The 24,193-nt window shown below is 64.0% G+C and carries 19 protein-coding genes; 17 read left to right on the forward strand and 2 right to left on the reverse strand.

Features of this window, described 5'->3' with window-relative positions; all coding sequences use genetic code 11:
* Positions 1–68 precede the first annotated feature (68 nt).
* From ABIE52_RS07080 to ABIE52_RS07090, 3 genes are read left to right on the forward strand one after another with little or no spacing between them, the layout of a single operon-like run.
* Positions 69–1,529 carry a FecCD family ABC transporter permease gene (locus tag ABIE52_RS07080; protein ID WP_073512408.1) on the forward strand — a complete coding sequence of 487 codons (1,461 nt, stop codon included), beginning with the start codon at positions 69–71 and terminating at the stop codon, positions 1,527–1,529.
* Entirely contained in the window at positions 1,526–2,617 is a 1,092-nt protein-coding gene (locus ABIE52_RS07085; RefSeq protein WP_003944960.1) for a FecCD family ABC transporter permease, read from the forward strand. Before ABIE52_RS07080 ends, ABIE52_RS07085 begins: the two co-directional genes overlap by 4 nt.
* Positions 2,614–3,465: an ABC transporter ATP-binding protein gene (locus ABIE52_RS07090; protein WP_030536377.1), complete on the forward strand. Its 852-nt coding sequence runs from the start codon at positions 2,614–2,616 to the stop codon at positions 3,463–3,465. The genes ABIE52_RS07085 and ABIE52_RS07090 overlap by 4 nt, the downstream gene beginning before the upstream one ends.
* Positions 3,466–3,475: 10 nt before the next feature.
* Here ABIE52_RS07090 and ABIE52_RS07095 read toward each other — a convergent pair whose 3' ends face one another.
* Complete coding sequence (locus ABIE52_RS07095; protein WP_007730911.1) at positions 3,476–6,049, reverse strand: bifunctional lysylphosphatidylglycerol flippase/synthetase MprF; 2,574 nt, start codon at positions 6,047–6,049, stop codon at positions 3,476–3,478.
* A 192-nt stretch (positions 6,050–6,241) separates the two neighbouring features.
* Between ABIE52_RS07095 and ABIE52_RS07100 the strand changes: the two genes are divergently transcribed.
* From ABIE52_RS07100 to ABIE52_RS07165, 14 genes are all read left to right on the forward strand, one after another.
* Complete coding sequence (locus ABIE52_RS07100; RefSeq protein WP_003944876.1) at positions 6,242–6,655, forward strand: BlaI/MecI/CopY family transcriptional regulator; 414 nt, start codon at positions 6,242–6,244, stop codon at positions 6,653–6,655.
* Between the two features lie 25 nt (positions 6,656–6,680).
* A complete protein-coding gene (locus ABIE52_RS07105; protein ID WP_007730909.1) occupies positions 6,681–7,634 on the forward strand; it encodes a M56 family metallopeptidase in 954 nt (317 codons plus the stop codon).
* Positions 7,635–7,895: 261 nt separating this feature from the next.
* Positions 7,896–9,863 carry a DEAD/DEAH box helicase gene (locus tag ABIE52_RS07110; RefSeq protein WP_064688200.1) on the forward strand — a complete coding sequence of 656 codons (1,968 nt, stop codon included), beginning with the start codon at positions 7,896–7,898 and terminating at the stop codon, positions 9,861–9,863.
* 217 nt (positions 9,864–10,080) lie between these two features.
* A complete protein-coding gene (gene gnd / locus ABIE52_RS07115) occupies positions 10,081–11,538 on the forward strand; it encodes an NADP-dependent phosphogluconate dehydrogenase (protein WP_007730904.1) in 1,458 nt (485 codons plus the stop codon).
* A gap of 62 nt (positions 11,539–11,600) precedes the next feature.
* Positions 11,601–13,103, forward strand: coding sequence for a DEAD/DEAH box helicase (locus ABIE52_RS07120; protein WP_192712416.1), 1,503 nt, complete (start codon positions 11,601–11,603; stop codon positions 13,101–13,103).
* A 4-nt stretch (positions 13,104–13,107) separates the two neighbouring features.
* Complete coding sequence (locus ABIE52_RS07125) at positions 13,108–13,989, forward strand: DMT family transporter (RefSeq protein WP_003944968.1); 882 nt, start codon at positions 13,108–13,110, stop codon at positions 13,987–13,989.
* Between the two features lie 3 nt (positions 13,990–13,992).
* Positions 13,993–15,429 carry a GuaB1 family IMP dehydrogenase-related protein gene (locus ABIE52_RS07130; RefSeq protein ID WP_020969620.1) on the forward strand — a complete coding sequence of 479 codons (1,437 nt, stop codon included), beginning with the start codon at positions 13,993–13,995 and terminating at the stop codon, positions 15,427–15,429.
* Between the two features lie 311 nt (positions 15,430–15,740).
* Positions 15,741–17,123 (forward strand): hemolysin family protein, encoded by a 1,383-nt coding sequence (locus tag ABIE52_RS07135; protein WP_003944847.1) that lies wholly within the window; start codon positions 15,741–15,743, stop codon positions 17,121–17,123.
* On the forward strand, positions 17,116–18,204 hold the full coding sequence (locus ABIE52_RS07140) for a hemolysin family protein (protein ID WP_003944826.1): 1,089 nt from the start codon (positions 17,116–17,118) through the stop codon (positions 18,202–18,204). The genes ABIE52_RS07135 and ABIE52_RS07140 overlap by 8 nt, the downstream gene beginning before the upstream one ends.
* Positions 18,205–18,207: 3 nt before the next feature.
* Positions 18,208–19,149, forward strand: a complete 942-nt coding sequence (locus ABIE52_RS07145; protein WP_354541474.1) for a 3-methyladenine DNA glycosylase — start codon at positions 18,208–18,210, stop codon at positions 19,147–19,149.
* The gene (locus ABIE52_RS07150) at positions 19,106–20,419 is read left to right on the forward strand and encodes a CoA transferase (protein ID WP_192712417.1); all 1,314 of its coding nucleotides are present in this window, start codon (positions 19,106–19,108) and stop codon (positions 20,417–20,419) included. Before ABIE52_RS07145 ends, ABIE52_RS07150 begins: the two co-directional genes overlap by 44 nt.
* Before the next feature lie 31 nt (positions 20,420–20,450).
* The gene (locus tag ABIE52_RS07155; RefSeq protein WP_007727816.1) at positions 20,451–20,927 is read left to right on the forward strand and encodes an OsmC family protein; all 477 of its coding nucleotides are present in this window, start codon (positions 20,451–20,453) and stop codon (positions 20,925–20,927) included.
* The gene (locus ABIE52_RS07160) at positions 20,920–21,954 is read left to right on the forward strand and encodes a nucleoside hydrolase (RefSeq protein WP_003945017.1); all 1,035 of its coding nucleotides are present in this window, start codon (positions 20,920–20,922) and stop codon (positions 21,952–21,954) included. The genes ABIE52_RS07155 and ABIE52_RS07160 overlap by 8 nt, the downstream gene beginning before the upstream one ends.
* A 230-nt stretch (positions 21,955–22,184) precedes the next feature.
* Positions 22,185–23,132, forward strand: a complete 948-nt coding sequence (locus tag ABIE52_RS07165; RefSeq protein ID WP_192712418.1) for a sulfite exporter TauE/SafE family protein — start codon at positions 22,185–22,187, stop codon at positions 23,130–23,132.
* A 62-nt stretch (positions 23,133–23,194) separates the two neighbouring features.
* Here the strand turns inward: ABIE52_RS07165 and meaB are convergent, their stop codons facing one another.
* Complete coding sequence (gene meaB, locus ABIE52_RS07170; protein ID WP_007727819.1) at positions 23,195–24,187, reverse strand: methylmalonyl Co-A mutase-associated GTPase MeaB; 993 nt, start codon at positions 24,185–24,187, stop codon at positions 23,195–23,197.
* Positions 24,188–24,193: the final 6 nt, after the last annotated feature.

Here is a 24,193-nt window from a genome sequence, read left to right on the forward strand (position 1 = left end):
TAGGGTTCCGTAACCTAAGATGCGAATTCCCTGCGCACAAAGACCAGGAGCTCGAACCGCCAGTGACGATGATCAAACCGCTCGGGAACGGACATCCCCGAGGACCCAGCGAGACGTACGGACGGCGCATAGTGCCGCGCGGCCCGGCTCCTGTCCGAATGCGTGTTCTAGCTGGGATTTTCGACGCGGGGGTGTTCCTGCTTCCGTTGCTCGTCGGCTGGTACGTCGTTCAGTCGCTCCGAGACGAGAACGGTGGCGGCGAAGCCGACCGCGCAGTATTCGGTGGGACGGCAATAGCCATTGCCGTTGGTCTCCTCGTGTGGAACCTGGGATTCCGCGAAGGTGCCACAGGCCGGACCTCGGGAAAGGGATGGGTAGGTCTGGTCACGCGTGACGCGAAGACAAAGCAGCCCATCGGTGTTCGCCGGGCTCTGCGCAGGCCGTTCGATCGAACCGGTATCGAGGTGGTCCGTGAAAGCACGGCGCGCGAAGAAGGGTTCGAGGAACTCGCGCGCGACAACAGCGTCGGGGCAACTCGTCGACGCCGGCTGATCGGTCTCGCGGTGCTCACGGTTCTTCTCGCGCTCGTCATGCTCGCGAGCATCGCGGTGGGCGCACGTCCGCTGACGTTTGCCGAGATCTTCCACGCCATCTTCAGTTCGGACGGCACCCAGACGGACATCATCGTGCGAACGTTGCGCGCTCCGCGGACCATCCTGGGTCTTGTCGTCGGCATCGCACTCGGTATCGCCGGCGCCCTGATTCAGGGACACACGCGTAACCCGTTGGCAGATGCCGGACTACTCGGCCTCAACGCCGGCGCGGCTTTCTTCGTAGTCATGGCGATCTATCTCTTCGGCTTCACCGCACCGAGTCAGTACCTCTGGTTCGCGTTTGCAGGATCGTTCGTCGCCAGCATCGTCGTCTTCGGCTTGTCCTCCATCGGAAACGGCGGCGCAAGTCCTCTGAGTCTGGCTCTGGCGGGCGCGGCCGTCGCGTTCTTCCTGCAAGCCATGACCAACGCCGTGATAATCCTCGACCAGACGAGCCTGGACGCCTACCGTTTCTGGGTAGTCGGGTCGGTGTCCGGTCGCGGGTTCGACGTTCTCTGGCAGGTCCTCCCCTTCCTGATACTCGGATTGGTCATCGCCCTGGCAAGTACGCCTGGTCTCAATGTCCTCAGCTTGGGTGAAGACGTCGCAAAAGCCTTGGGAACGAACATCGCGTTCAGTCGCACACTCGGCATCATCGCGATCACCCTGCTGACCGGCGCCGCGACCGCAGCGTGTGGACCTATCGCGTTCATCGGATTGGTGGTCCCCCACGTGGCCCGGGCCATCACCGGACCCGACTACCGCTGGCTGGTCCCGTACGCGGGCTTGCTCGGTGCGGTCATGCTGATCACCGCGGACATCATCGGTCGCGTAGTCGTGCGCCCCGGCGAGTTGCAGGTCGGAATCATCCTGGCCCTCTTCGGCGCCCCGTTCTTCATCGCTCTCGTACGCCGCAGGAAGTTGGCAAGTCTGTGACGCTCAAGCAAGAACTCCGGGTACTCCCCCGGACCGTCCCCTCACGTAAGTCGATTCGTATCGGTGGATTCTCGCTGGTCTACCGTCCACTCGCGGTGTCGGTGTGCATTGCCCTCGCGGTCGCACTCTTCCTTCTGCTCTGCATCAACATCGGACGCGGCGACTATCCGATCTCGATCCCCGATGTCATTTCCGTCCTGCTCGGTAATGGAAGCAAGACACAGAACCTGATCGTCTTCGACCTCCGACTTCCTCGATCGCTCACCGCACTCTTCATCGGTATGGCACTCGGCATTGCCGGTGCGGTCACCCAGACGATCGCTCGCAACGCCCTCGCCAGCCCCGACATCCTCGGAATCACGGCCGGATCGAGTGCTGCCGCGGTTGCTCTCATCGTGCTCGGTGGTGGCGGGTCGTTCGTGGGACTGCTTGCCACACTGGGGATTCCGTTGGCTGCACTCTGCGGCGGCCTACTGACAGCAGTGGTGATCTACGCCCTGGCGTGGCGCAAGGGCGTCGAGGGGTTCCGCCTCATCCTGATCGGTATCGGCATCAACGCCATGCTGGTGGCAGCGACGGGATGGCTTCTCATCTCGGCGGACATCAACGATGCTTCCCGCGCACAGGTGTGGCTCAACGGTTCGCTCAACGGTGCCACCTGGAATCAGATGTGGCCGGTAGCCATCGCTGTCGCGGTAGTCGGCGGCTACGCGGTGATCGCTTCGTTCACCATGGGAGCGCTGCGGTTGGGCGACGACAACGCCACCTCTCTCGGTGTTCGCTTGCAATCATCGCAGGCCAAACTGTTGCTCTCCGCCGTGGCGCTGGCCGCCATCGCAACCGCCGCAGCAGGTCCGGTCGGCTTTGTCGCCCTGGCTGCGCCACAGGTCGCTATGCGTCTGGTGCGCTCTGCCGGCCCGCCCATCGTGGCGTCCGCGCTGACCGGTGCTGTACTGGTGGTCGGCAGCGACGTCATCGCTCGAACAATTCTGCCTGTGGAACTCCCCGTCGGAATCGTGACTTCCGCACTTGGTGGTCCGTTCCTGCTCTACCTGTTGGTTCGTAACAATCGGAAGGTCACAGCATGACCACCATCGCCCAGTCCACCGATACTCCTTCGCGTCTCGTCGCCAAGAACCTGACGCTCGGGTACGGGGACCGCATCATCGTCGACGGACTCGATCTCGAGATCCCTACCGGCGTGATCACGACGGTCATCGGCCCCAACGGTTGCGGCAAGTCGACGCTCCTGCGTGCGCTCGGTCGTCTGCTCAAGCCCAAGGGCGGATCGGTTGTCCTGGACGGCAAGGCGATCAGTTCGATGAAGACCAAGGAAGTCGCACGGGTGCTCGGAATGCTCCCCCAGACTCCGGTTGCGCCCGAAGGACTCACGGTCGCCGATCTGGTCTCACGTGGGCGCCACCCGCACCAGTCGTGGATCAGGCAGTGGTCCGCGGACGACGAGGGCGAGGTCGCCGAAGCGCTGGAGCTGACCGGTGTCTCGGATCTCGCCGATCGACCCGTCGATCAATTGTCCGGCGGTCAGCGCCAGCGGGCCTGGATCTCGATGGCTCTCGCCCAGGGAACCGACATTCTGCTTCTCGACGAACCGACTACCTATCTGGACCTCGCGCACTCGATGGAAGTCCTCGACCTGGTGGATCAACTCCACGAGGAAATGGGGCGCACCGTGGTGATGGTTCTGCACGACCTCAATCTCGCGGTCAGATACAGCGATCATCTGATCGTGATGCGCGACGGCGCCGTCGTCGCTTCTGGTGTCCCCAAGGACATCATTTCCGCGGAACTTCTGCTCGACGTATTCGGTCTCGAAGCTGCGGTCATCGACGATCCCGTCTCGGATCGGCCGCTGATCGTTCCGATCGGAACCCGGCACGTGTTCGGCGCCGTCGGCGGGCCGGCAAAGCCTGCGTGACGATCGCGAATCAGCGACCCAGAATCGTCCGAACAAGTTTGAATCCCTGACCGATCGTCACGGTCGGCAGGTACGCCCGTCCGACCGCGTTCCCGATGCTCGGCAACGCGGCTGGATCGGCGAAGGTCATGTGCATCGGCACGTACCGAGGCTGGAACTTCGATTTGAAGGCCAACAGCGAACGAAATCCGTACACCGGTTCCAGGGTGCGACCGAGCAGGTCGAGCACGCTGTCCATCATCGCCGAGAAAGTCGTGGCCTCCGGTTCGTTCGCATTCCTCTCGGAGTCACCGGCGATTGTTGCCAACGGTGCACCGGACAGACTGAGGAACTCGACGTCCTCCTCCTCCAATTTCAGTGCAGCGGAGGCGATGAGGAACTCCATCGCGGGACGGAATCCTTCGGAGCGTCGCCTCATGAAGTCGAGTGTCCACCCGACGACTTTGCCGTCGCGGTACACCGGTAGCCACGACGTGACACCGTGCACGGTGCGATCCTCGTCGACGGCGATCAGGCACCGCACTTGTTCGTCGTCGATCTCGTCGAGTCCGCCGAGGGTGAATCCCATCTCGGGCATCCCCTTGTCCGCCACCCATTCCTCCGAGATCGCAACTATCTGATCCTTGATCGCGAGAGGTGCATGAGGGAAGGAAATCCACTCGGCCGTGATCCCGGACTTCTTCGCCCGGTTCAGTGCTGTTCGCACATCCTGGAACCGCTTTCCTGTGAACGCGACCTGTCCGAGGTCGAGCACGGTTTCCTCGGCGACCTGCAGGCCGCTCCAGCCCATGGAATCAGTGATGCTTCGGGCGTCGTCGGTCACTGAATAGAAGCAGGGAATCCAACCGTTCGACGAAGCGAACTCGGCAAACTCCTCGATCGCCGTGCGCATGCGATCTGGAGGACCGACCGGATCACCGGTTGTGAGAGCAACACCGGCGATGACGCGATACGCGACGTAACTCGAACCGTCCGCGCTGAACCAGTATGTGTTTCCCTTCCACGTCGTCATCCAGGACAACGGGCTGCCGGTACCGGCGATCAACATGGATCGCGCTCGTTCGGCGGCTTTGGGATCGGCGGTCTTGACCGGCTTGAGGAAACTCACGAACACCAACACGGCGGCGACGCCCCAGAACACGACGCCGGTCCACTCGAAGAGCAACGTCGACTCGATGTCCACGGGAAGCAGACGCGGATCGATCAACTGCAGGTACACGGGCGGTACAAGGCGCTGAGGGAAGTCCGCGAGCAACATCGTTACAGTGGGCTCGCGATCGAACCCGTGCCTGGCGAGCATTCCGCCGCCGACGTAGATCACGGCGAGGACCGCGAGCAAGGTCACGATCGCAGCACCGAGACGTCGGTATGTCTTGGCCGGGGCCGCGACGTCGAAGTATCGACGTGTCGCGATCAGCAGGATCAGTACGAAGAGCGGTGTCAGGAACGGCACCAGAGTTCGGTACACGTTCGGATCGCTGATTCCGTAGAACAAGCTGTCACTGTCGACGGCGTCGACGAACCTGATGACGAAGTTCCCGATCGAGAGGACGAGTAGGACTACCTGAGCACACACTGTCGCAATCCAGGCGAATCTGCGGCCACGACGGAGCCCGTCACTCAACACGAGAACGAAGATCGACGGCATCAGCGAGAGCAGAGTCGGGCCGATACCGGAGAGTCTGAGCTCGAGGAGTCCTCGTCGGCAGTCCGGATCCGACGAGGACTCCTCGCACAGTTCTCGAACCTCGGCGACAGTCCAGGGAACTCCGCGGAAGAGGTCACGGAGGACCGCGAGTGGGCCGACCGCCTGCGGGGACAATGCGGCGATCATCGGGCCGATCGCACTCGCCGCGACGACGATGGCGACCAGGACGCGACCCTCTCGCTGTGTCCCGGCGATGCGCTCACCGCGCGCCGATCGTCCGACGATCCACTGACCGATCACCAAACCCACCACAGCGGCAAAGAATCGGATGACGTCTTGCAGCTGACCACTGAACAAGGCCAAAGTGATCGTCAACGCCAAAGTTCCGACGCGAATGCGACGGCGCCACAGGGTGCCCATGTTCGAGCTGGCGGCCATCGCAGCGCCGACGATCCATGCACTGGCTCCGACCGCGGAGCCCACGTGGAGGCGGAATCCCCAACTGGAATCGAACACCTTCGCAAACGACGCCCAGCCGAGCCCGAGCAGGACTCCCAAGATTTGAGTGCTTGCGCCGGCGATCGCAAGTTTGATCGTTCCCATTCGGCGTTCGAGGGGTGCGGCGACTGCGATCAGGAGCACGGTCGCGCCGAGGTACCCGAGCAGGTTTCCTGCCCACAGCACGGACGTGAGCGGCGTCCAGATGCGGCCGTGCTGGATCGAGCCCATTCCGGCACCGATCGTGTGCTCGAGATCGCGGGACGGTCCGTGAACGAGGCTGCCGGTTGCGGCACCCACGATCCACATGGTGAGAAGTAGAACGACCGTCAACGGTGCGTCGCGAATGCCGAAACGGATGATGCCGGCAGCTTTCTGCGTGACTACCCGCGCCCGTGATGTCGATTCTTCGGTGCCCGGCGAACTGTCGATCGTCATCTACGTGCGGCTACTTTCTGCGGATCGACTGTTTGGCTTGCAATTATCGGGCATCGTCATTGTCGGGACTTTCGTCGTCTCACACCACCGTAACCGTCACGCAGATCACTATGGCCAATACCACACCCCCACCGAGGTGGTTACTACTACCAGTAGTACGTATTTCGTCGTGGAAGTCCGTAGAATCGAAGAATGGCAGGTCTAGGTGAACTCGAACGCGCGGTGATGGATCATTTGTGGTCCACATCGGAACCGCAAACTGTGCGACAGGTGCATGAAGCACTCGCGACGCATCGCGAATTGGCGTACACGACGGTAATGACCGTTCTGCAGCGCCTGGCGAAGAAGCATCTGGTGATTCAGCAGCGTGACGATCGCGCACATCGCTATCTTCCCGTCAACAAGCGCGAAGAACTGGTCGCGAGCCTGATGGTCGACGCTCTGGCCCAGGCTCCGGAGTCCGGCGGTCGCGCCGCGGCACTCGTCCACTTCGTGGGACAGGTCAATGCTGACGAAGCCGATGCTCTCCGCGAAGCGCTCGCTGCCCTCGAGGTGCGCGAGTCCGCGAAAAAGGCTGCGCAGCCCGGAATTTCTAGGCCGAACTGATTTCGTCGTGCATGATGTGTAGGACATGAACGCCACTACTGCACTGGTTTTCGGACTGCTTGCCTTGTTGCTGGCCGGTCCGGTTCCCGCACTCCTGAGCCGCTCCACGTGGCCTTACCGCGCTCCACGCGCGGCGTTGGTTCTGTGGCAAGCCGTCGCAATTGCTGCGGTGCTGTCGGCATTCAGCTCGGGCCTGGCCATTGCCAGCCAGCTGCTCGTTCCCGGCACTGACGGTAGGCCGACGACGGCCCCGACCGCCGAAATCGATGCACTCGGGCTCCCGCTGTGGATTCTGTACGTGGTTGTTTTTGCCCTGACGCTTCTGATCGGCGCGAAGCTGATCTTCTCGATCATCCAGGTCGCTGTGAGAACCCGACGTCGCCGTGCACGTCACCGCGTGTTGGTGGACCTTCTCGACGACTGCGCCATGCCCGCGTCGGTGGAACGCACACCCGATCTGCGGGTACTGGACGTCGACGAACCGATCGCATACTGCCTGCCAGGTCTGCGTCAACGCGTGGTTCTCAGTCAAGGCACTCTGCAGAACCTCGATCATGCCGAGGTCAAAGCCATCCTGACGCACGAGCGTTCCCACCTGCGAGCTCGTCACGATCTGGTCCTCGAGGCTTTCACTGCCGTCAACCACGCGTTCCCCCGTTTCGTTCGTAGCAAGTCGGCCCTGGGATCGGTGCAGCTACTGGTGGAGTTGCTCGCCGACGATTCAGCCGTGCGGGCTACCGGTCCCACTCCCCTCGCGCGGGCGCTTGTCGCGTGTGCCGGATCGACGGCACCCCGCGGGGCAATGGCAGCGGGCGGGCCGTCGACGCTCATCCGGGTGCAGCGCCTCTCGGCCGACGACGCAGATCCCCGCATCGCAGTTTTTGCGTATCTCGGGGCGGTCGCGATTCTCGTTGTTCCCACGGTTGCGGTTGCTGTGCCCTGGCTCACCGAACTTCGACTGCTTTTCAACGCATACTGAGTCTTGACCTGCGTAACCCCGTGTAGTAGTGCAGGTCACAGGCGGGGCTACCTGACTTCGGTGTCCCCGGTGGCGTAGAGTGGATCACGGCCACCATCGTGGTCCGTCAACATATAACGGCACACAGCCCAATTCCCCGCAGTATGCGTTCGGATTGCCAGGTGACATGTGCCCTGGCTCGTCCCTTTGCGAACTGTGTCGTGTATTTCAGCATGGCTTCTTCCGCTCCGCGACGTGCCCGTAGTCCGGAGAGGTTTCCGCGTGACCAACGCTGTCCAAATGTCGTCTTCCGAGAACATCGAAGACCCCACCGTCAACACCCCCGCTGCCGAAGAAGCAGTCGCCACCGAGCCGGGTATCACCTTCGCCGAGATCGGCCTGCCCGAGCAGCTTGTTGCCGCATTGGCGCGCAACTCCATCACCGTCCCGTCCCCCATCCAGGCGCAGTCCATCCCGGACGCGCTCGCCGGTACCAATGTTCTCGGCCGCGCACAGACCGGATCGGGCAAGACCCTCGCCTTCGGCCTGCCGATGCTGACCCGCCTCTCACGCCACGAAGATCGCCCGGCCGCCAAGCGTCCCCGCGCACTCGTGCTCGTCCCCACCCGTGAGCTTGCTTTCCAGGTGGTCGACTCCCTCAACTCCTACGCCGGAGCACTCGGACTCACGGTTCGCCCCGCTGTCGGTGGAACGCCGTTCGCCAAGCAGGTCGATCAGCTTCGCCGCGGCGTAGACGTCCTCGTCGCAACGCCGGGTCGTCTCGGCGACCACCTGCGTCAGGGCACCTGCATCCTCGACTCGGTGGAAATCACCGCACTCGACGAAGCCGATCAGATGGCGGACATGGGCTTCCTGCCCGAGGTTCGCTCGATCCTCGGTGAGACCCCCGCAGACGGACAGCGTCTGCTGTTCTCGGCAACCCTCGACCGTGAGGTCCAGTCGCTGGTTCGTCAGTTCCTGGCCAACCACGTCACCCACTCCACCGAAGACGGCCGCGCAAGCGTCGACACGATGGAGCACTACGTCCTCCTCGTCGATCGTGGACAGAAGGATTCAGTCCTCGCCGAGATCGGTGCCCGCGACGGACGCACCATCATGTTCGCCCGCACCAAGCTCGGTTGCGAGGGAATCACCGACCGCCTCCGCGCAGTCGGCATCGCTGCCGAGTCGCTTCACGGCGGCAAGGCACAGAACCAGCGCACCCGCGTCCTCGAGCGTTTCAAGAACGGCCGCACCCCGGTCCTCGTCGCAACGGACGTCGCAGCACGCGGCATCCACGTCGACGGCATCGACCTCGTCGTTCACGTCGATCCCCCGGCCGACCACAAGGACTACCTGCACCGCGCTGGTCGTACCGCTCGCGCCGGCGAGAAGGGCACCGTTGTCGCCATCGTGCTGCCGAACCAGAAGCGTCAGTTCAAGCGTCTGACCGGTATGGCCGGCGTCAATGCCGCAGCCGTTGCCGTCACCCCGGGTTCTGCTGAACTTGCTCGCATCACCGGCGCCAAGAAGCCGACCGGAGAACCGTTGCGCGAGAGCTCTTCTCGTGGCGAGCGTTCCTTCGGTGATCGTGGTGGAAGCCGTGGCGGCTACCAGGGCAACCGCTCGTCCGGTGGATACCAGGGCAACCGCTCTTCGGGTGGCTACCAGGGCAACCGCGACGGCGAGAGCCGCGGCGGATACCAGGGTGATCGCTCCAGCGGTGGTTACCAGGGCAACCGCGACAGCCGCCCCTCGACCGGCTACCAAGGAAACCGCTCTTCGGGTGGCTACCAGGGAAGCCGCGACGGCGAGAGCCGCGGCGGATACCAGGGCAACCGCTCTTCCGGTGGATACCAGGGTGATCGCTCCAGCGGTGGTTACCAGGGCAACCGTGACAGCCGTCCGTCCTACGGAGACCGCGACAGCCGCCCCTCGACCGGCTACCAAGGAAACCGCTCTTCGGGTGGTTACCAGGGCAACCGTGACGGCGAGAGCCGCGGCGGATACCAGGGCAACCGCTCTTCCGGTGGTGGATACCAGGGCAACCGTGACAACAACCGCTCGTACGGCGATCGCGACAGCCGCCCCTCGACCGGCTACCAGGGCAACCGCTCCTCCGGTGGATACCAGGGAAACCGCGAAGGCGGCGACAACCGTGCAGCCTCGACCAGCGGTGGCGGCTTCCGCAGCCGTACCGACCGTCGTAGCTATGACGGATTCGACGGCCCGAAGCGCGATCAGCGGTAATACCTGCGCTGAGCTGCGGCTCGACAACTGAACACTGAGAACCTTCCGGCTGTGCCGGAAGCTGTATCGAGACGGATGCAGGTCACTGCAATTAAAGTGATCTGCATCCGTGTTTTGTATGCACGGTCTGATGTTCACGCGCGTCGCGGCCGCACCGTTTTCGGCTGCGCACAGCGCAGGATTTCACAGCCGCGGACCGAGAGGGAAAGCTGTAAGCATGTCAACCACTAGCACCGAATCACCCCGAGCTCAGATCGGCGTCACCGGCCTGGCCGTCATGGGTTCGAATATTGCCCGCAATTTCGCCCGCCACGGTCACACCGTTGCCCTGCACAACCGCAGCATCGCGAAGACCGATGCCCTGATCGCCGAGCATGGTTCCGAGGGCGATTTCGTGCGCACCGAGACCGTCGAGGAGTTTGTTGCCGCACTTCAGAAGCCGCGACGCGTCCTGATCATGGTCAAGGCCGGCGCCCCGACCGATGCTGTCATCGAAGAGCTCGCAAACGCCATGGAGCCCGGCGACATCATCATCGACGGTGGCAACTCGCTCTACACCGACACGATCCGTCGTGAAGCGGCGATCCGCGCCCGCGGACTGCACTTCGTCGGCGCCGGTATCTCCGGTGGCGAAGAAGGCGCACTCAACGGTCCGTCGATCATGCCGGGCGGCCCGAAGGAGTCCTACGAGGCTCTCGGCCCGCTTCTCGAGTCCATCTCCGCTCACGTCGACGGCACCCCGTGCTGCACGCACATCGGCCCCGACGGCAGCGGTCACTTCGTCAAGATGGTGCACAACGGCATCGAGTACGCCGACATGCAGCTCATCGGCGAGGCGTACAACCTCTTCCGCGACGCTCTGGGCTACGACGCCGGTCAGGTTGCCGACGTCTTCACCGAGTGGAACAAGGGCACCCTCGAGTCCTACCTGATCGAGATCACCGCCGAGGTGCTCCGCCAGGTCGACGCCGAGACCGGCAAGCCTTTGGTCGACGTCATCGTCGACGCTGCCGAGCAGAAGGGCACGGGCCGCTGGACGGTCAAGTCCGCTCTGGATCTGGGCGTGCCGGTCACCGGTATCGCCGAAGCCGTGTTTGCTCGCGCACTGTCCGGTAGCCGCAATCAGCGCGCTGCAGCTCAGGCGCAGGGTCTGGCTGCCGGCTCTCTCGGCGACAAGCCTGCTGACGCCGAGCAGTTCGCCGCCGACATCCAGGCCGCGCTGTACGCGTCGAAGATCGTGGCGTACGCGCAGGGCTTCGATCAGATCGCTGCCGGCAGCGCCGAGTACGACTGGAACCTCAAGCCTGCCGACCTGGCGACGATCTGGCGCGGTGGCTGCATCATCCGTGCGCAGTTCCTCAACCGCATCAAGGACGCGTTCGACGCGGATCCGAGCCTGCCAAGCTTGATTCTGGCGCCGTACTTCCGCGAGGCCATCGAGGCAGGCATCGACAGCTGGCGCCGCGTGGTCGCCACCGCGACGATGCTCGGCATTCCGGTACCTGCGTTCGCGTCCTCGCTGTCGTACTACGACGGTCTCCGCGCGGAGCGTCTGCCGGCCGCCCTGACTCAGGGTCAGCGCGACTTCTTCGGCGCGCACACCTACGAGCGCATCGACAAGCCGGGCAAGTTCCACACACTGTGGAGCGGTGACCGCAGCGAAATCGAGGCCTGATTCACAGCGGGTATCGGTAGATGCGGTCATCTGCGTCTACCGATACCCGGTAGCCTGGACAAATGCAGGAATCGACGATCGACTCGCCCACCTCGACCGAAGGGCGTTCGTTCGTCGACCTCGGAATCCCCGCCGTGATGGTGCACGCGTTGCGCCGAAGCGGCATCGATGCCCCCTTCCCCATTCAGTCGGCAACCATCCCCGATGTTCTTGCCGGTCGGGATGTACTCGGGCGCGGTGCGACGGGTTCCGGAAAGACTCTGGCCTTCGGGCTTCCGATGCTGGTGCGCCTCAAGGGTGGGGCGAGCAAGCGGAATCGTCCGCGCGGTTTGGTGCTCGCTCCCACCCGTGAGCTGGCGATCCAGATCCACAAGGCACTCGACGACGCCGCTACCGAGATCGGTTTGCGTGTGGCAAATGCGGTCGGGGGCGTTCCGATCAAGCGTCAGGCCGACATCCTTGCCCGCGGCGTCGATCTGCTGATTGCGACCCCCGGGCGCCTACTCGACCTACTCGACCAGAAGTCGGTGATTCTCGACGACGTCGTGATCACGACCATCGACGAAGCCGACCACATGGCAGACATGGGTTTCATCGACGAGGTTGCGAAGATTCTCGACACGACTCCGAAAGACGGTCAGCGTCTTCTCTTTTCGGCGACACTCGACGGCAAGGTCGACGATCTGGTCGCGGGTTACCTGCGCAATCCGGCGTCGCACTCGACTGCTCCCCCGGTTGCGACCGTCTCGACCATGGAGCATCACCTGCTTTTCGTCGACCGCGACGACAAGAGATCCGTTGTCGCACATATCGCTTCGCGCGCGGGGCGGACCATCATGTTCGTCAAGACCAAGCACGGTGTGGATCGTCTTGCGCAGCAACTGCATTTGATCGGCGTCTCGGCCGGGGCTCTGCACGGCGGCAAGACGCAGAACAATCGGACCAAGACCCTCGCGTCGTTCTCCGACGGGACAACACCGGTCCTGGTCGCCACCGATGTCGCCGCGCGCGGAATCCATGTCGACGACGTGACGCTCGTCGTTCACGTCGATCCCCCGGCCGAGGCGAAGGACTACCTGCACCGGGCCGGCCGGACGGCACGCGCCGGGGAATCAGGCGTCGTCGTCACCATCGTCACCGACGAAGAACGTGAATCGGTCGAGAAGTTGACCAAGCAGGCAGGCATCAAGGTTCACGGTGTGCGGGTTCGTCCTGACGATCTTGAACTCACGCGCATCACCGGTGCGATGGAGCCGACGGGAATTCCGGTCGAGGCTCCCGATACGACGGTTGCCGTCAAGCACACCGCCAAGCGTGGCCGTCAGGAACACGACACTGCAGGCCGGACCGCTGCCGGAGGCCGGATGAAGAAGGACGGCGAGAAGCGCGCCGCCTCCTCGCGGCGCGTCACCGATCCGAAGAGTGTGAAGAAGATCCGTGCGGACGGCACTCCGGTCCCGACCCGTTCGGAGCGTCTGGCGTCCAAGGGCTTGACCCCGCGTCGCGGCGCACCCGGCGCAGGAAAGCCGTCTGCCGGAAATCGGGCGGGCAAGCGCGCACACTGAGGGAATGGGTGATCTTCCACTGATCTCGGTTCTCTGCGCACTTCTCGCTGCACTGCTCTTCGCGTGCGCTTCGGTCGCTCAGCAACGGGCGGCGTCCGCGGTTCCCGAGGGCGAGGCGTTGGTGGCGTCGTTGATTCGCAGTCCTCGGTGGTGGGCCGGGTTGATCGGTGACGGCGGCGGGTACGTCATGCAGGCCGTTGCACTGTCGTTGGGTTCGGTGTTGGTGGTGCAGCCGCTGATCGTGACCTCGTTGCTGTTCGCGCTGCCTCTCTCGGCCAAATTCTCGGGAATCCGCATCACCCGTTCCGCGTGGTCACTGGCGATCATGCTCGCGATTTCCTTGGCGATCTTCCTCGTCGTCGGCGATCCCACCGAGGGAGACAGCAATGCTCCATGGTCGGATTGGGCTGTGCCCCTGACGATTACGGTCGCAGTGGCCGTGGCCGCAACTGTCGGCGGCTTGTCCAAACTCGACGGCGGCTGGCGCGCACTGCTTCTCGGCTCTGCGGCAGGCATCTTCTACGGCGTCGCCGTCGCATTCACCAAGTACGTCACCGACCTACTCGGCCACGGCGTCGTCGGGGTGATTTCGGCATGGCAGACGTGGGCGCTGATCGCCTCGGGCGCAATCGGGGTCTACCTGCAACAGCGCGCGTTCCAGGTCGGGCCGCTGTCGGCGTCGCTACCCGCCCTGACGATCGGCGAGCCGATCGCGGCCATCTTCCTGGGGATGACAGTGCTCGACGAACGCCTCCGCGTCGACGGTCCCGGAATTGCTCTCATCGGGTGCGCCGTCGCCGTCATGATCATGACCACGATCGCCCTCTCCCGCTCACAAGCGCGCGATACCGAGGGCGCTACGGCGGAATCGACGGTAGGCTCGTGAAACGTGCAGTTCCTCGAAGGGCAACGCCCCCCATACGACCTGACCTACGACGACGTCTTCCTCGTCCCTAACCGGACCGAGGTCACCTCTCGGTTCGACGTCGATCTCAATTCTTCCGACGGATCCGGAACGACCATTCCCGTCGTGGTCGCCAATATGACCGCAGTCGCCGGCCGCCGCATGGCGGAGACTGTCGCCCGCCGCGGCGGGCTGGTCATCATTCCGCAGGACGTCCCCACCGAAGCTGTCGCCGAGACCGTGGCGTTCGTCAAGAGCCGCCACCTCGTCGCCGATACGCCGGTCACGCTGAGTCCGGACGACGCCGTCTCCGATGCGCTGGCGCTGCTTCCCAAGCGCGCTCACGGCGCGGTCGTGGTGGTCGAGGACGGTAAGCCTCTCGGTGTCGTCACCGAGGCTGCCTGCGCGGATGTCGATCGGTTCACTCGCCTCCGTACCGTCGCGATCACCGACTTCGTCACGGCCCCGGTCACCGCCACACCGCGTGAGGTCTTCGAACTGCTCGAAACCAAGCATGATCCGCTGGCGGTCATCGTCAACGAAGACGGGACTCTTGCCGGCGTCCTCACCCGCACCGGCGCGATTCGTGCCGGCATCTACGACCCCGCAGTCGACGAGCGCGGCGCACTCCGGGTCGCTGCGGCGGTCGGTGTGAACGGTGACGTGGGCGCCAAGGCCAAGGCACTCGTCGACGCCGGTGCCGACGTGATCGTCGTGGACACGGCTCACGGTCACCAGCAGAGAATGATCGATGCGCTCACCACCCTCAAGGCGCTCGATCTCGGCGTCCCGTTGGTTGCAGGCAACGTGGTCTCCGCACAGGGAACCCGTGATCTGATCGCCGCAGGCGCGGACATCGTCAAGGTCGGCGTCGGACCCGGAGCCATGTGCACGACTCGCATGATGACCGGCGTCGGACGCCCGCAGTTCTCGGCCGTCGCGGAATGTGCTGCAGCGGCACGTGAGCTCGGCAAGCACGTCTGGGCCGACGGCGGCGTTCGACACCCCCGCGACGTTGCACTCGCCCTCGCGGCGGGCGCGTCGAACGTCATGATCGGCTCGTGGTTCGCCGGCACATACGAGTCCCCCGGCGATCTCAAAGTCGATCAGGCGGGCAACGCGTACAAGGAGAGCTTCGGTATGGCCTCCAAGCGCGCTGTTGCCGCTCGCACGGCCACCGAAACGGCTTTCGATCGCGCTCGTAAGGGATTGTTCGAGGAAGGCATCTCCAGTTCGCGGATGCGTCTCGATCCCGAGCGCCCCGGAGTCGAGGACCTGATCGATCAGATCTGTTCCGGCGTGCGCAGTACCTGCACGTACGCGGGTGCGCGCTCTCTCGAGGAGCTGCACGAGAAGGCCGTTCTGGGCGTGCAGTCCGCCGCCGGATTTGCCGAAGGACGGCCGCTTCCGTCTGGTTGGTGAACCACGTTCTGTGACTGTCGGCGGGTGCTCGGGTCCCTACTCCCGGGCACCCGCCGGTATCATTGGATCCGTAAACAGAAAACAAAACTCGGTCGGGTGCCCTTCGGCGACCCGACCGAGCCCGCTACAGCCGAGAACTACTCGGCTCTGACGAAAGGAACCCGGTGCCCGAGGCACCCACACACTTACCCGGCGCTACACCCGTCGTTTTATCCGAGGAATCTTCTGATTCCGCCGGTTCGGAGGGCTCCTCTAGCGAGCCGGGAGACAAACCCGGCGGCCCCCGTGCACATCTCAGGTGGCGATGACACATGGACATCGTTTTCACCATTCTCAGCCTGGTCGGCTTCATCGCGCTGACTGCAGGCACCGCCCTCTTCGTGGCGGCCGAATTCTCACTGACCGCGCTCGAACGCAGCACCGTCGACGAAGCTGCTCGTGGCGGCGACCGACGCTCGCGGCAGGTTCAACACGCGCACAAGACTCTTTCGTTCCAGCTCTCCGGCGCTCAGCTGGGCATCACGATCACAACCCTGATCACCGGTTACCTGGCCGAGCCGGTCCTGGCACGGTTCATCACACCGGTCACGAAGGCCGTCGGGCTCAGTGAATCCGCGGCCTCGACAACGTCTTTGATCCTGGCGCTCGTGATCGCGACCTCGTTCTCCATGATCTTCGGTGAGCTCGTACCGAAGAACCTCGCAATCTCCAAGCCGATGCCCACCGCCCGCGCGACTGCGGGCCTGCAAGCAGGGTTCTCGCTGATCTTCCGGTGGGCCATCAACGGCCTCAATGGAACCGCCAACTGGATCGTGCGACGCCTGGGCATCGAACCCGCGGAGGAATTGCGCTCCGCGCGATCACCGCAGGAACTCGGGTCCCTCGTGCGGACGTCCGCGCAGCGCGGGTCCATCGACAAGGGCACGGCGATGCTCGTCGACCGTTCACTGCAGTTCGGTGACCGCACGGCAGAAGAGCTGATGACTCCGCGAGTGAAGATCGAATCGCTGGAACTCTCGGACACCGTCGCAGACCTGATCGTGACGGCGTCGCGGACCGGCTATTCGCGCTTCCCGGTCGTTCGCGGCGATCTCGACGACACGGTCGGCGTCGTACACATCAAGCACGCGTTCACCGTTCCGGCCGAGCGCAGGCGCACGACGCGCGTCGACAGTCTGGCTCAACGTGTTCCCGTCGTGCCGTCGAGCCTGGACGGAGACACCGTCATGGAGCGGATCCGCTCGGACGGTATGCAGGTTGCGCTCGTCGTCGACGAGTACGGCGGAACTGCCGGCATCGTCACGATGGAAGACCTCATCGAGGAAATCGTCGGCGATGTGCGCGACGAACACGACGAACCCGAACTCGACGTACAGCGCGTCGGCGACGGATGGTCGTGCTCCGGTCTCCTGCGCATCGACGAGGTCACTTCGGCGACCGGGTACACCGCTCCCGAAGGCGACTACGACACGCTCGGCGGCTTGGTGCTCACCGAACTGGGCCGCATCCCCGACGAGGGTGACGAGGTGGAATTGCCCGACGTCGACTCGTCCGGTGATTCGCGCGGAAAGTGGATTGCACGAGTGACCGGCATGGACGGCCGCCGTATCGACCGGGTGACCATCACGCCGGTCCCCGCTTACGTCGAACCCGAATCCGCAGACGACAGCAAGAAGGAGTCCGACGATGAATAACCTCTTCGGTGTACTCCTCACCGTCGTGCTGCTCGCCGGCAATGCATTCTTCGTCGGTGCGGAGTTCGCACTGATCTCCGCACGACGTGACCGCCTCGAAGCACTGGTCGCGCAAGGCAAGAAGCGGGCGCTCACAGTCATCAAGGCCGGTGAGAACCTCTCGCTCATGCTTGCGGCGGCTCAGCTGGGCATCACGATCTGCTCGATCCTCCTCGGTAAGGTCGCCGAGCCCGCCATTGCGCACCTCCTCGAGGTGCCGATGGAAGCCGTCGGCCTGCCCGACGGATTGCTGCACCCGATCTCGTTTGCCATCGCGCTGTCGCTCGTCGTCGTGCTGCACATCCTGCTCGGCGAGATGGTGCCCAAGAACATCGCGTTGGCCGGCCCCGAGAAGACGGCCATGCTGCTCGTTCCCGTGCATCTGGCGTTCATCAAGATCGCTCGCCCGATCATCGCGTTCTACAACCTGTGCGCGAACGGAGTGCTCAAGCTCCTGCGCGTCGAACCCAAGGACGAACTCGACGTCACGGTCTCGGCGGTGGAGTTGTCCGCGATGATCGGTGAATCGCGATCCGAAGGTCTGATCGACGCCGAAGAACACCGGCGGTTGAAGCAGGCACTCGAATCGACCGATCGGACCGTCTCCGAGGTCCTGATCACTCTCGACAAGGTGCGGACCATTCCCCTCACACCGTCGGGAACAACACTGGGTGAGATCGAGCGTGCGGTCATCGAGACCGGATACTCGCGTTACCCGGTGCGAGCGAGCGACGGATCGCTGGCTGGGTACGTGCACCTCAAGGACGTGCTCGACGAGGTGCTCGACGAGGCCGCTGGACCGGACACCGTCGTTCCGACGTCGGATATCCGGCCGCTGCCCATCGTTCCGCTCAGCACACCGCTGGCCGAAGCGTTGGCCGGCCTTCGTCGGGCCAGCTCGCACCTCGGCGCTGTCACGGACGCTGACGGAGTGGTGATCGGTATCGTCGCGCTCGAGGATCTCCTCGAGGAGTACGTCGGAACGGTCCGCGATGGCACGCATCGCGGCACGGATGCTGTTCCCGGACAAAGAAACAGCTGATCGATGACACGTTCGGTGCATTCACTCGCACTCGCGCAGAGCGAGTGGACGGCTCGGCGGGCACTTCACCTCGAGGAGGTGGAGAAGCTCGTCGAGCCGCACCGAGCGCGTCGTAGCGCCGGTATCTCTCACCCGGTGCACGACTTCCTCTTCACGTACTACAACTTCAAACCCGCCCAACTGCGCCGCTGGCACCCCGGGTACGGAGTCGCGCTCGAGAACGCCGCCGAATACGCAGCCTTCTCCGGCTACCGCGTCGACGAGTCGGGTACCGCGACGGTCGAGGCCTCAGTGCTGGAGCGTCGGCGTCACACAGTCGAATTCGTGTGGAATCTGTTGAATCAGACGTCTGCGCGGCCCGCTGTGCTGGGTTGCTTCGGCCTCCACGAATGGGCGATGGTCTATCGCGGGGGCGAGGACGCAATCCGTCACCAGTCGGTGCCGCTGCGACTCGGGTTCGCCGGTACCGACGCGGTCGTCGAATCCCTGCCACTCAAATGCACGCACTACGACGCGTTCCGGTTCTTCACACCGGACGCGGCCCCCAAGAACTCGCTCCCGCTTGCACGCGAAACTCAGATCGATCACGAACAGCCGGGCTGCCTGCACGCCGGTATGGACCTGTACAAGTGGAGCTTCAAATTGTTGCCACTCGTCGATTCCGACCTGGTGATGCGGTGCTTCGAACACGCGCTCCTGGCCCGTGAACTCGACATGCGCGCGAGCCCATACGACCTCGCCGAGTACGGGTACTCCCCCATTCGTATCGAAACTCCCGCGGGCCGCGCCGAATACGTGCGTCAGCAACAACAGTTGGCGGATCGTGCTGCGCCGCTCCGCGATACCGCTGGCAGAGAAGTGCCGGGAGCTTCTCGGCCACTGAACTGCCGAAAGGCGTCGCATGGATCACGGGTACGGGTTCTATCTCGACGAATACCAGCGTGACGTCGGGGTGCACAGCGACGACCGACGCGGGCACATCGAATGCCCGGACTCGGCGGGTTTCCTTGCGGCGCACTTGCCGGTGTTCGACCTCGCTGCGGGCTCAGTCGCGGCGTTCGCCTCGGCGATTCATCGGTCAACCCGCCCGGGCGACGGACACTGGACCCTCGATCCCGAGCGCATCGCCGCGTCCTTCTCGAGCGATCGACTGTTCCGGATCGGCGGCGAGCCGATCAACGGGTTCTCCGAGCACTCGGGGTTCTTTGCCGCCCGCGACGGTTGGGTCCGCACGCACGGCAACTATCCGCACCATCGCGACCGCCTGCTCGCCGTCCTCGCGCTCGATCATGGATCACCCAAAGATGCAGTGGCGCAACGGATATCCGAACTCAGCGCCATCGAGATCGAGCAGCAGGCCGCCGAGATCGGAGCCATCGCGGTCCGTGTTCGTACCGAGACCGAGTGGCGCCTGAGTGAGCAGTGCGCAGCTGCGAGGTCTGCGCCTCTGGTATCCATCCGAGCACGCGACGAGGGAAAACCCCGCACGCATCCGACGCGCCCACGCGTTCTCGACCTGACCCGCGTCATCGCCGGTCCGGTCGCGACGCGTGCCCTGGCGTTGGTCGGCGCTGACGTTCTGCGGATCGATCCCCCGGCGATCCCCGAGATCGGATGGCAGCACCTCGACAGTGGACAGGGCAAGCGGTCGGCGCTTCTCGACCTGAAGTCCTCGGCCGGAGCGGCAGCGTTCCGAGAACTCCTCGAAACCGCAGACGTACTGGTCACCGGCTACCGGCCGGGTGCACTCGAAGCGCTCATCGGGCAGGATCTTCCCGCCCACCTGATTCACGGGCGCGTCAGCGCATGGGGATGGGAAGGTCCGTGGGCGAATCGCCGCGGCTTCGACAGCATCGTGCAGGCCGCATCCGGTATCTCGTTCCTCGAGGGCGGTGAGAACCCTGGTGCGCTTCCGGCGCAGGCACTCGACCACTCGACCGGATACTTCTTGGCAGCGGGGATCCTCGACGCGTTGACGCTGCGCTCGCAGGACGGCCGTGGCCGCGATGTCGACGTGTCATTGGCCAGCACCGGCGCCCGTCTTCTCGACGCACCCGGCCGAACCGTCCATCCCGGTCTACCGACCGCTCCCGGCCTGAATGTTGTTGTCAACCATGCCGACGTGACCACCGCACGACCCGCGCTGGCAGAGTTCGAGGACTACCCCGAACCAGCCCATCCGTGGGGATCGGATCGCGCGGAGTGGGCACACTGAGGGACCGGCACATTCAGGGCAAGATGGACCTGTGAAGTCACATACCTACACACTCGACCTTCAGTGGACGGGCGATCTGGGAACCGGAACGTCCAGCACGCAGGGATATTCGCGCAATCATGCAATATCCGCGGTCGGAAAGCCGGAACTTCTCGGCAGCTCCGATCCCTCGTTCCGCGGTGACGCGCAGCGATGGAACCCCGAGGAACTGCTCGTTGCCTCCCTCGCCCAGTGCCACATGCTCTGGTACCTCGGGCTGGCAGCTGCCGCTGGGGTCGTCGTTCTCGACTACAGCGATCAGCCGGTCGGCAGCATGATCGAGGAATCCGATGGCGGCGGCCAGTTCATCGAAGTGACGTTGAATCCGACGGTGTTGGTCGCGGAGGCGTCGATGGTCGAGAAGGCCCAGGAGCTTCACGGCCCCGCACACACGAAGTGCTTCATCGCTCGGTCGGTGAACTTCCCCGTCCTGCATTCCCCGACGATCCTGGTGGCCACCGATGAGTGACATGCACAAACTCATCGTCGACGTCGACACCGGTATCGACGACTCGTTGGCGCTTCTCTATCTCCTTGCCAGCCCCGAAGCCGAGATACTGGGGATTGCGAGCACCGCCGGCAACGTTCCGGTGGAACAGGTCGCGGCCAACAACTTGAACTGGCTTGCGCTCTGCGGCGCCCCGGACATCGAGGTTGCACTCGGCGCCCGCGAGCCATTGGTCATACCGTTGCGCACCACCGAGGAGACTCACGGTCCGCAAGGAATCGGCCATGCGGTCCTCCCCGATTCGGGTCGCAAGCGCTCGGTCCGAACCGCCACCGACCTCTGGGTGGATCTCGTCCGGGAGTACCCCGGACAACTCACCGGGCTGGTGACGGGGCCGCTCACCAACCTGGCCTTGGCGATCAGACGTGAACCCGATCTGCCGTCTCTGCTGAAGCGACTGGTAGTGATGGGTGGGTCGTTCAACTATCCGGGCAACACGACGCCGACCGCGGAGTGGAACGTCTCGGTGGATCCGCACGCCGCCAAGGAGGTGTTCGACGCGTTCTCCGTCGTACCCGCGCACCGGCGCCCGATCATCTGCGGCCTCAACGTCACCGAATCCATCGAGATGTTCCCCGAACATGTGCGTCGGCTCGCCGAAGCTGCCGGGAGCACCCCGGAAGAGATCATCTCGCCTGACGACGGTCCCGACGTCCGCAGTTCCGCGTCCAACAGCGTGATCAGGCATATGTCCGACGCAATCCGGTTCTACATGGAATTCCACCGTGAATACGACCAGGGATTTCTTGCTCACATGCATGATCCCTTCGCTGCTGCCGTCGCGCTCGATCCGAGCCTGGCGACGCTGAAACCGGCAACGGTAGATGTCGAAACCGAGAGTCCACTGCTGATCGGAACGACGGTCGCGGACTGGGTCGGGCACTGGCAGCGTGAGCCCAACGCGGATATCGCGGTCAGAACCGATCCGGCGGAATTCTTCGATCGACTTGTCCACCGAGTGGGAAATTACGCCCGCGTCGTGGGTTGACCGAGCCGGTCACCGGCTATGCTCGCATGGACAGAACACCAACGAACGAGAACAAAGGACCTGACGTGCAGATTTCCAGCCACGATGCCTCCCCGGCATTTGCGCTCGGATTGATGGCGTTCTGGCCCACTCGTCGTAGCGCATGCTTCGATCAGGCGTGTTGCTGAGCGGCGATTCTCGCTGCCTGCACCCCTGACTTTGTCGCTTCTTCGCTCGGAGTCTGTCTTCTCATGTTCAACCTTCTTTTGTTCACCCTTGTCGGCGTCGGCGCCCAGCTCGTCGACGGCGCCCTCGGTATGGCCTTCGGTGTCACCGCAACCACTCTGTTGATGATCGGTGGCCTCGGTCCGGCTCAGGCCAGCGCCGCTGTTCACCTGGCCGAGGTCGGCACCACCCTCGCTTCGGGTGTGTCGCATTGGAAGTTCAAGAACATCGACTGGAAGCTCGTCGCCAAGCTCGGTGTGCCCGGCGCAGTCGGTGCATTCATCGGCGCAACTGTGCTCTCGGGTCTGTCCACCGAAGCGGCAGTCCCCATCACGGCGACGATCCTGCTGGCCATCGGTATCTATGTGGCACTACGCTTTTCGGTCCGCCCACCGGCCGTCGCGGACGCTCGTACCACCCCGCACACTGCACGTTTCCTGTCCCCACTCGGCCTGTTCGGTGGTTTCATCGATGCATCCGGCGGTGGTGGTTGGGGTCCGATCACCACCAGCACGCTGCTCTCACGAGGAAAGACCGCGCCGCGCACCGTGATCGGCTCGGTCAGCGCCTCGGAGTTTCTGGTCGCGTCAGCCGCTTCGCTGGGATTCCTTGTCGGATTGGGACGTGAGTCGGCGGGAAACCTCCTCGTTGTCGCCGGTCTCGCGCTCGGCGGTGTCATCGCAGCTCCGTTCGCGGCGTGGCTGGTCAGCCGCGTACCTGCAACCTTGCTCGGAACGGCGGTGGGCGGCGTCATCGTGTTGACCAACGCACAGAAGCTGTTCAAATCCTTCGACATCACCGGGGCGGTCACAGTGACCGGTTACCTGACCATTCTCGGCGCGTGGGCAGCGCTGCTGTTCTACGCGTGGAAGCGGTCCACGCTCACCCCGGCCGAGGCAGAAGGCGATTTCACGGGAGTCGAACTCGCTGTCGAGACCGAACTCACCGAGCCTGCAGTCAAACGCGAACGATAGCTCGTCACAGAAGAAATCCCGGGTATCCGCGCTCGGATACCCGGGATTTCGTTCTTTCCGCGCTAGTTGCTTCCGTCGAACGCGTCGAGAATTCGCCCCGCCGCCAACGCTGCCGTCAGCGAACCGTCACGCACGCTCTGCTCGACGTCGGCCCGGATCGCACGCACCCGATCGTTGCTCGAGAGCCTGCGTAGCAGCTGATCGTTGACCATCGTCCAGGTCCAATCGACCTGTTGCTTGCGACGCTTCTCCTCGAACTGTCCTGCTTCGGTGAGCACCTCACGGTGTTTGGTGACAGTTCCCCAGAACTCGTCCAGCCCGACACCTTCGAGACCGCTCATCGTGATGACGGGCGGCTTCCAGATGGCGTCGTGCGGGTAGATCAAGCGAAGCGCACCCGCCAATTCGCGGGCAGCACCCTTTGCCTCGCGCTCATGCTTGCCATCGGCCTTGTTGACCGCCACCAGATCTGCGAGCTCGAGGACACCCTTCTTGATGCCCTGGAGCTGATCACCGGTACGAGCGAGGGTCAGGAACGTGAAGCAGTCCACCATGTTGGCAACAGTGACTTCGGACTGGCCGACACCCACCGTCTCCACCAGGATGACGTCGAAACCGGCAGCTTCGAGAAGCACGATGGTCTCGCGGGTTGCCTTGGCAACACCACCGAGCGTGCCGGACGTCGGTGACGGCCGGATGTACGCATTCGGTTCGACGGTGAGCCGAGCCATGCGTGTCTTGTCGCCGAGAATCGAGCCGCCGGTGCGGGTGGACGACGGATCGACCGCCAACACCGCAACCCGATGTCCCTTGCTCAGCAAGTACATTCCGAGCGCGTCGATGAAGGTCGACTTGCCGACGCCGGGAACTCCGGTGATGCCGATCCGGTGCGCTCCCCCGGCCTCCGGCAGCAACTTCAGTAGAAGTTGCTGCGCGAGGGCCCGGTGGTCGTCGCGAGTGGACTCGACGAGGGTGATCGCCCGAGCGAGGCCGGCACGCTGATTTCCGCGCACCGCCTCGGCGAGGGAATCAATGTCGATGGGCTGACGTGCCATCTTCAG

The sequence above is a fragment of the Rhodococcus sp. OAS809 genome (assembly GCF_040546695.1).
Taxonomy (GTDB): Bacteria; Actinomycetota; Actinomycetes; order Mycobacteriales; family Mycobacteriaceae; genus Rhodococcus_F; species Rhodococcus_F qingshengii.

Bases quoted from the DNA above. Each gene is read 5' to 3' on its own strand.
- ABIE52_RS07080 (WP_073512408.1), top strand. From the start codon at position 69: ATGATCAAACCGCTCGGGAACGGACATCCCCGAGGACCCAGCGAGACG.
- ABIE52_RS07090 (WP_030536377.1), top strand. From the start codon at position 2,614: ATGACCACCATCGCCCAGTCCACCGATACTCCTTCGCGTCTCGTCGCC.
- ABIE52_RS07095 (WP_007730911.1), bottom strand. From the start codon at position 6,049: ATGACGATCGACAGTTCGCCGGGCACCGAAGAATCGACATCACGGGCG.
- ABIE52_RS07100 (WP_003944876.1), top strand. From the start codon at position 6,242: ATGGCAGGTCTAGGTGAACTCGAACGCGCGGTGATGGATCATTTGTGG.
- ABIE52_RS07105 (WP_007730909.1), top strand. From the start codon at position 6,681: ATGAACGCCACTACTGCACTGGTTTTCGGACTGCTTGCCTTGTTGCTG.
- gnd (WP_007730904.1), top strand. From the start codon at position 10,081: ATGTCAACCACTAGCACCGAATCACCCCGAGCTCAGATCGGCGTCACC.
- ABIE52_RS07120 (WP_192712416.1), top strand. From the start codon at position 11,601: ATGCAGGAATCGACGATCGACTCGCCCACCTCGACCGAAGGGCGTTCG.
- ABIE52_RS07125 (WP_003944968.1), top strand. From the start codon at position 13,108: ATGGGTGATCTTCCACTGATCTCGGTTCTCTGCGCACTTCTCGCTGCA.
- ABIE52_RS07135 (WP_003944847.1), top strand. From the start codon at position 15,741: ATGGACATCGTTTTCACCATTCTCAGCCTGGTCGGCTTCATCGCGCTG.
- ABIE52_RS07140 (WP_003944826.1), top strand. From the start codon at position 17,116: ATGAATAACCTCTTCGGTGTACTCCTCACCGTCGTGCTGCTCGCCGGC.
- ABIE52_RS07145 (WP_354541474.1), top strand. From the start codon at position 18,208: ATGACACGTTCGGTGCATTCACTCGCACTCGCGCAGAGCGAGTGGACG.
- ABIE52_RS07150 (WP_192712417.1), top strand. From the start codon at position 19,106: ATGGATCACGGGTACGGGTTCTATCTCGACGAATACCAGCGTGACGTC.
- ABIE52_RS07160 (WP_003945017.1), top strand. From the start codon at position 20,920: ATGAGTGACATGCACAAACTCATCGTCGACGTCGACACCGGTATCGAC.
- ABIE52_RS07165 (WP_192712418.1), top strand. From the start codon at position 22,185: ATGTTCAACCTTCTTTTGTTCACCCTTGTCGGCGTCGGCGCCCAGCTC.
- meaB (WP_007727819.1), bottom strand. From the start codon at position 24,187: ATGGCACGTCAGCCCATCGACATTGATTCCCTCGCCGAGGCGGTGCGC.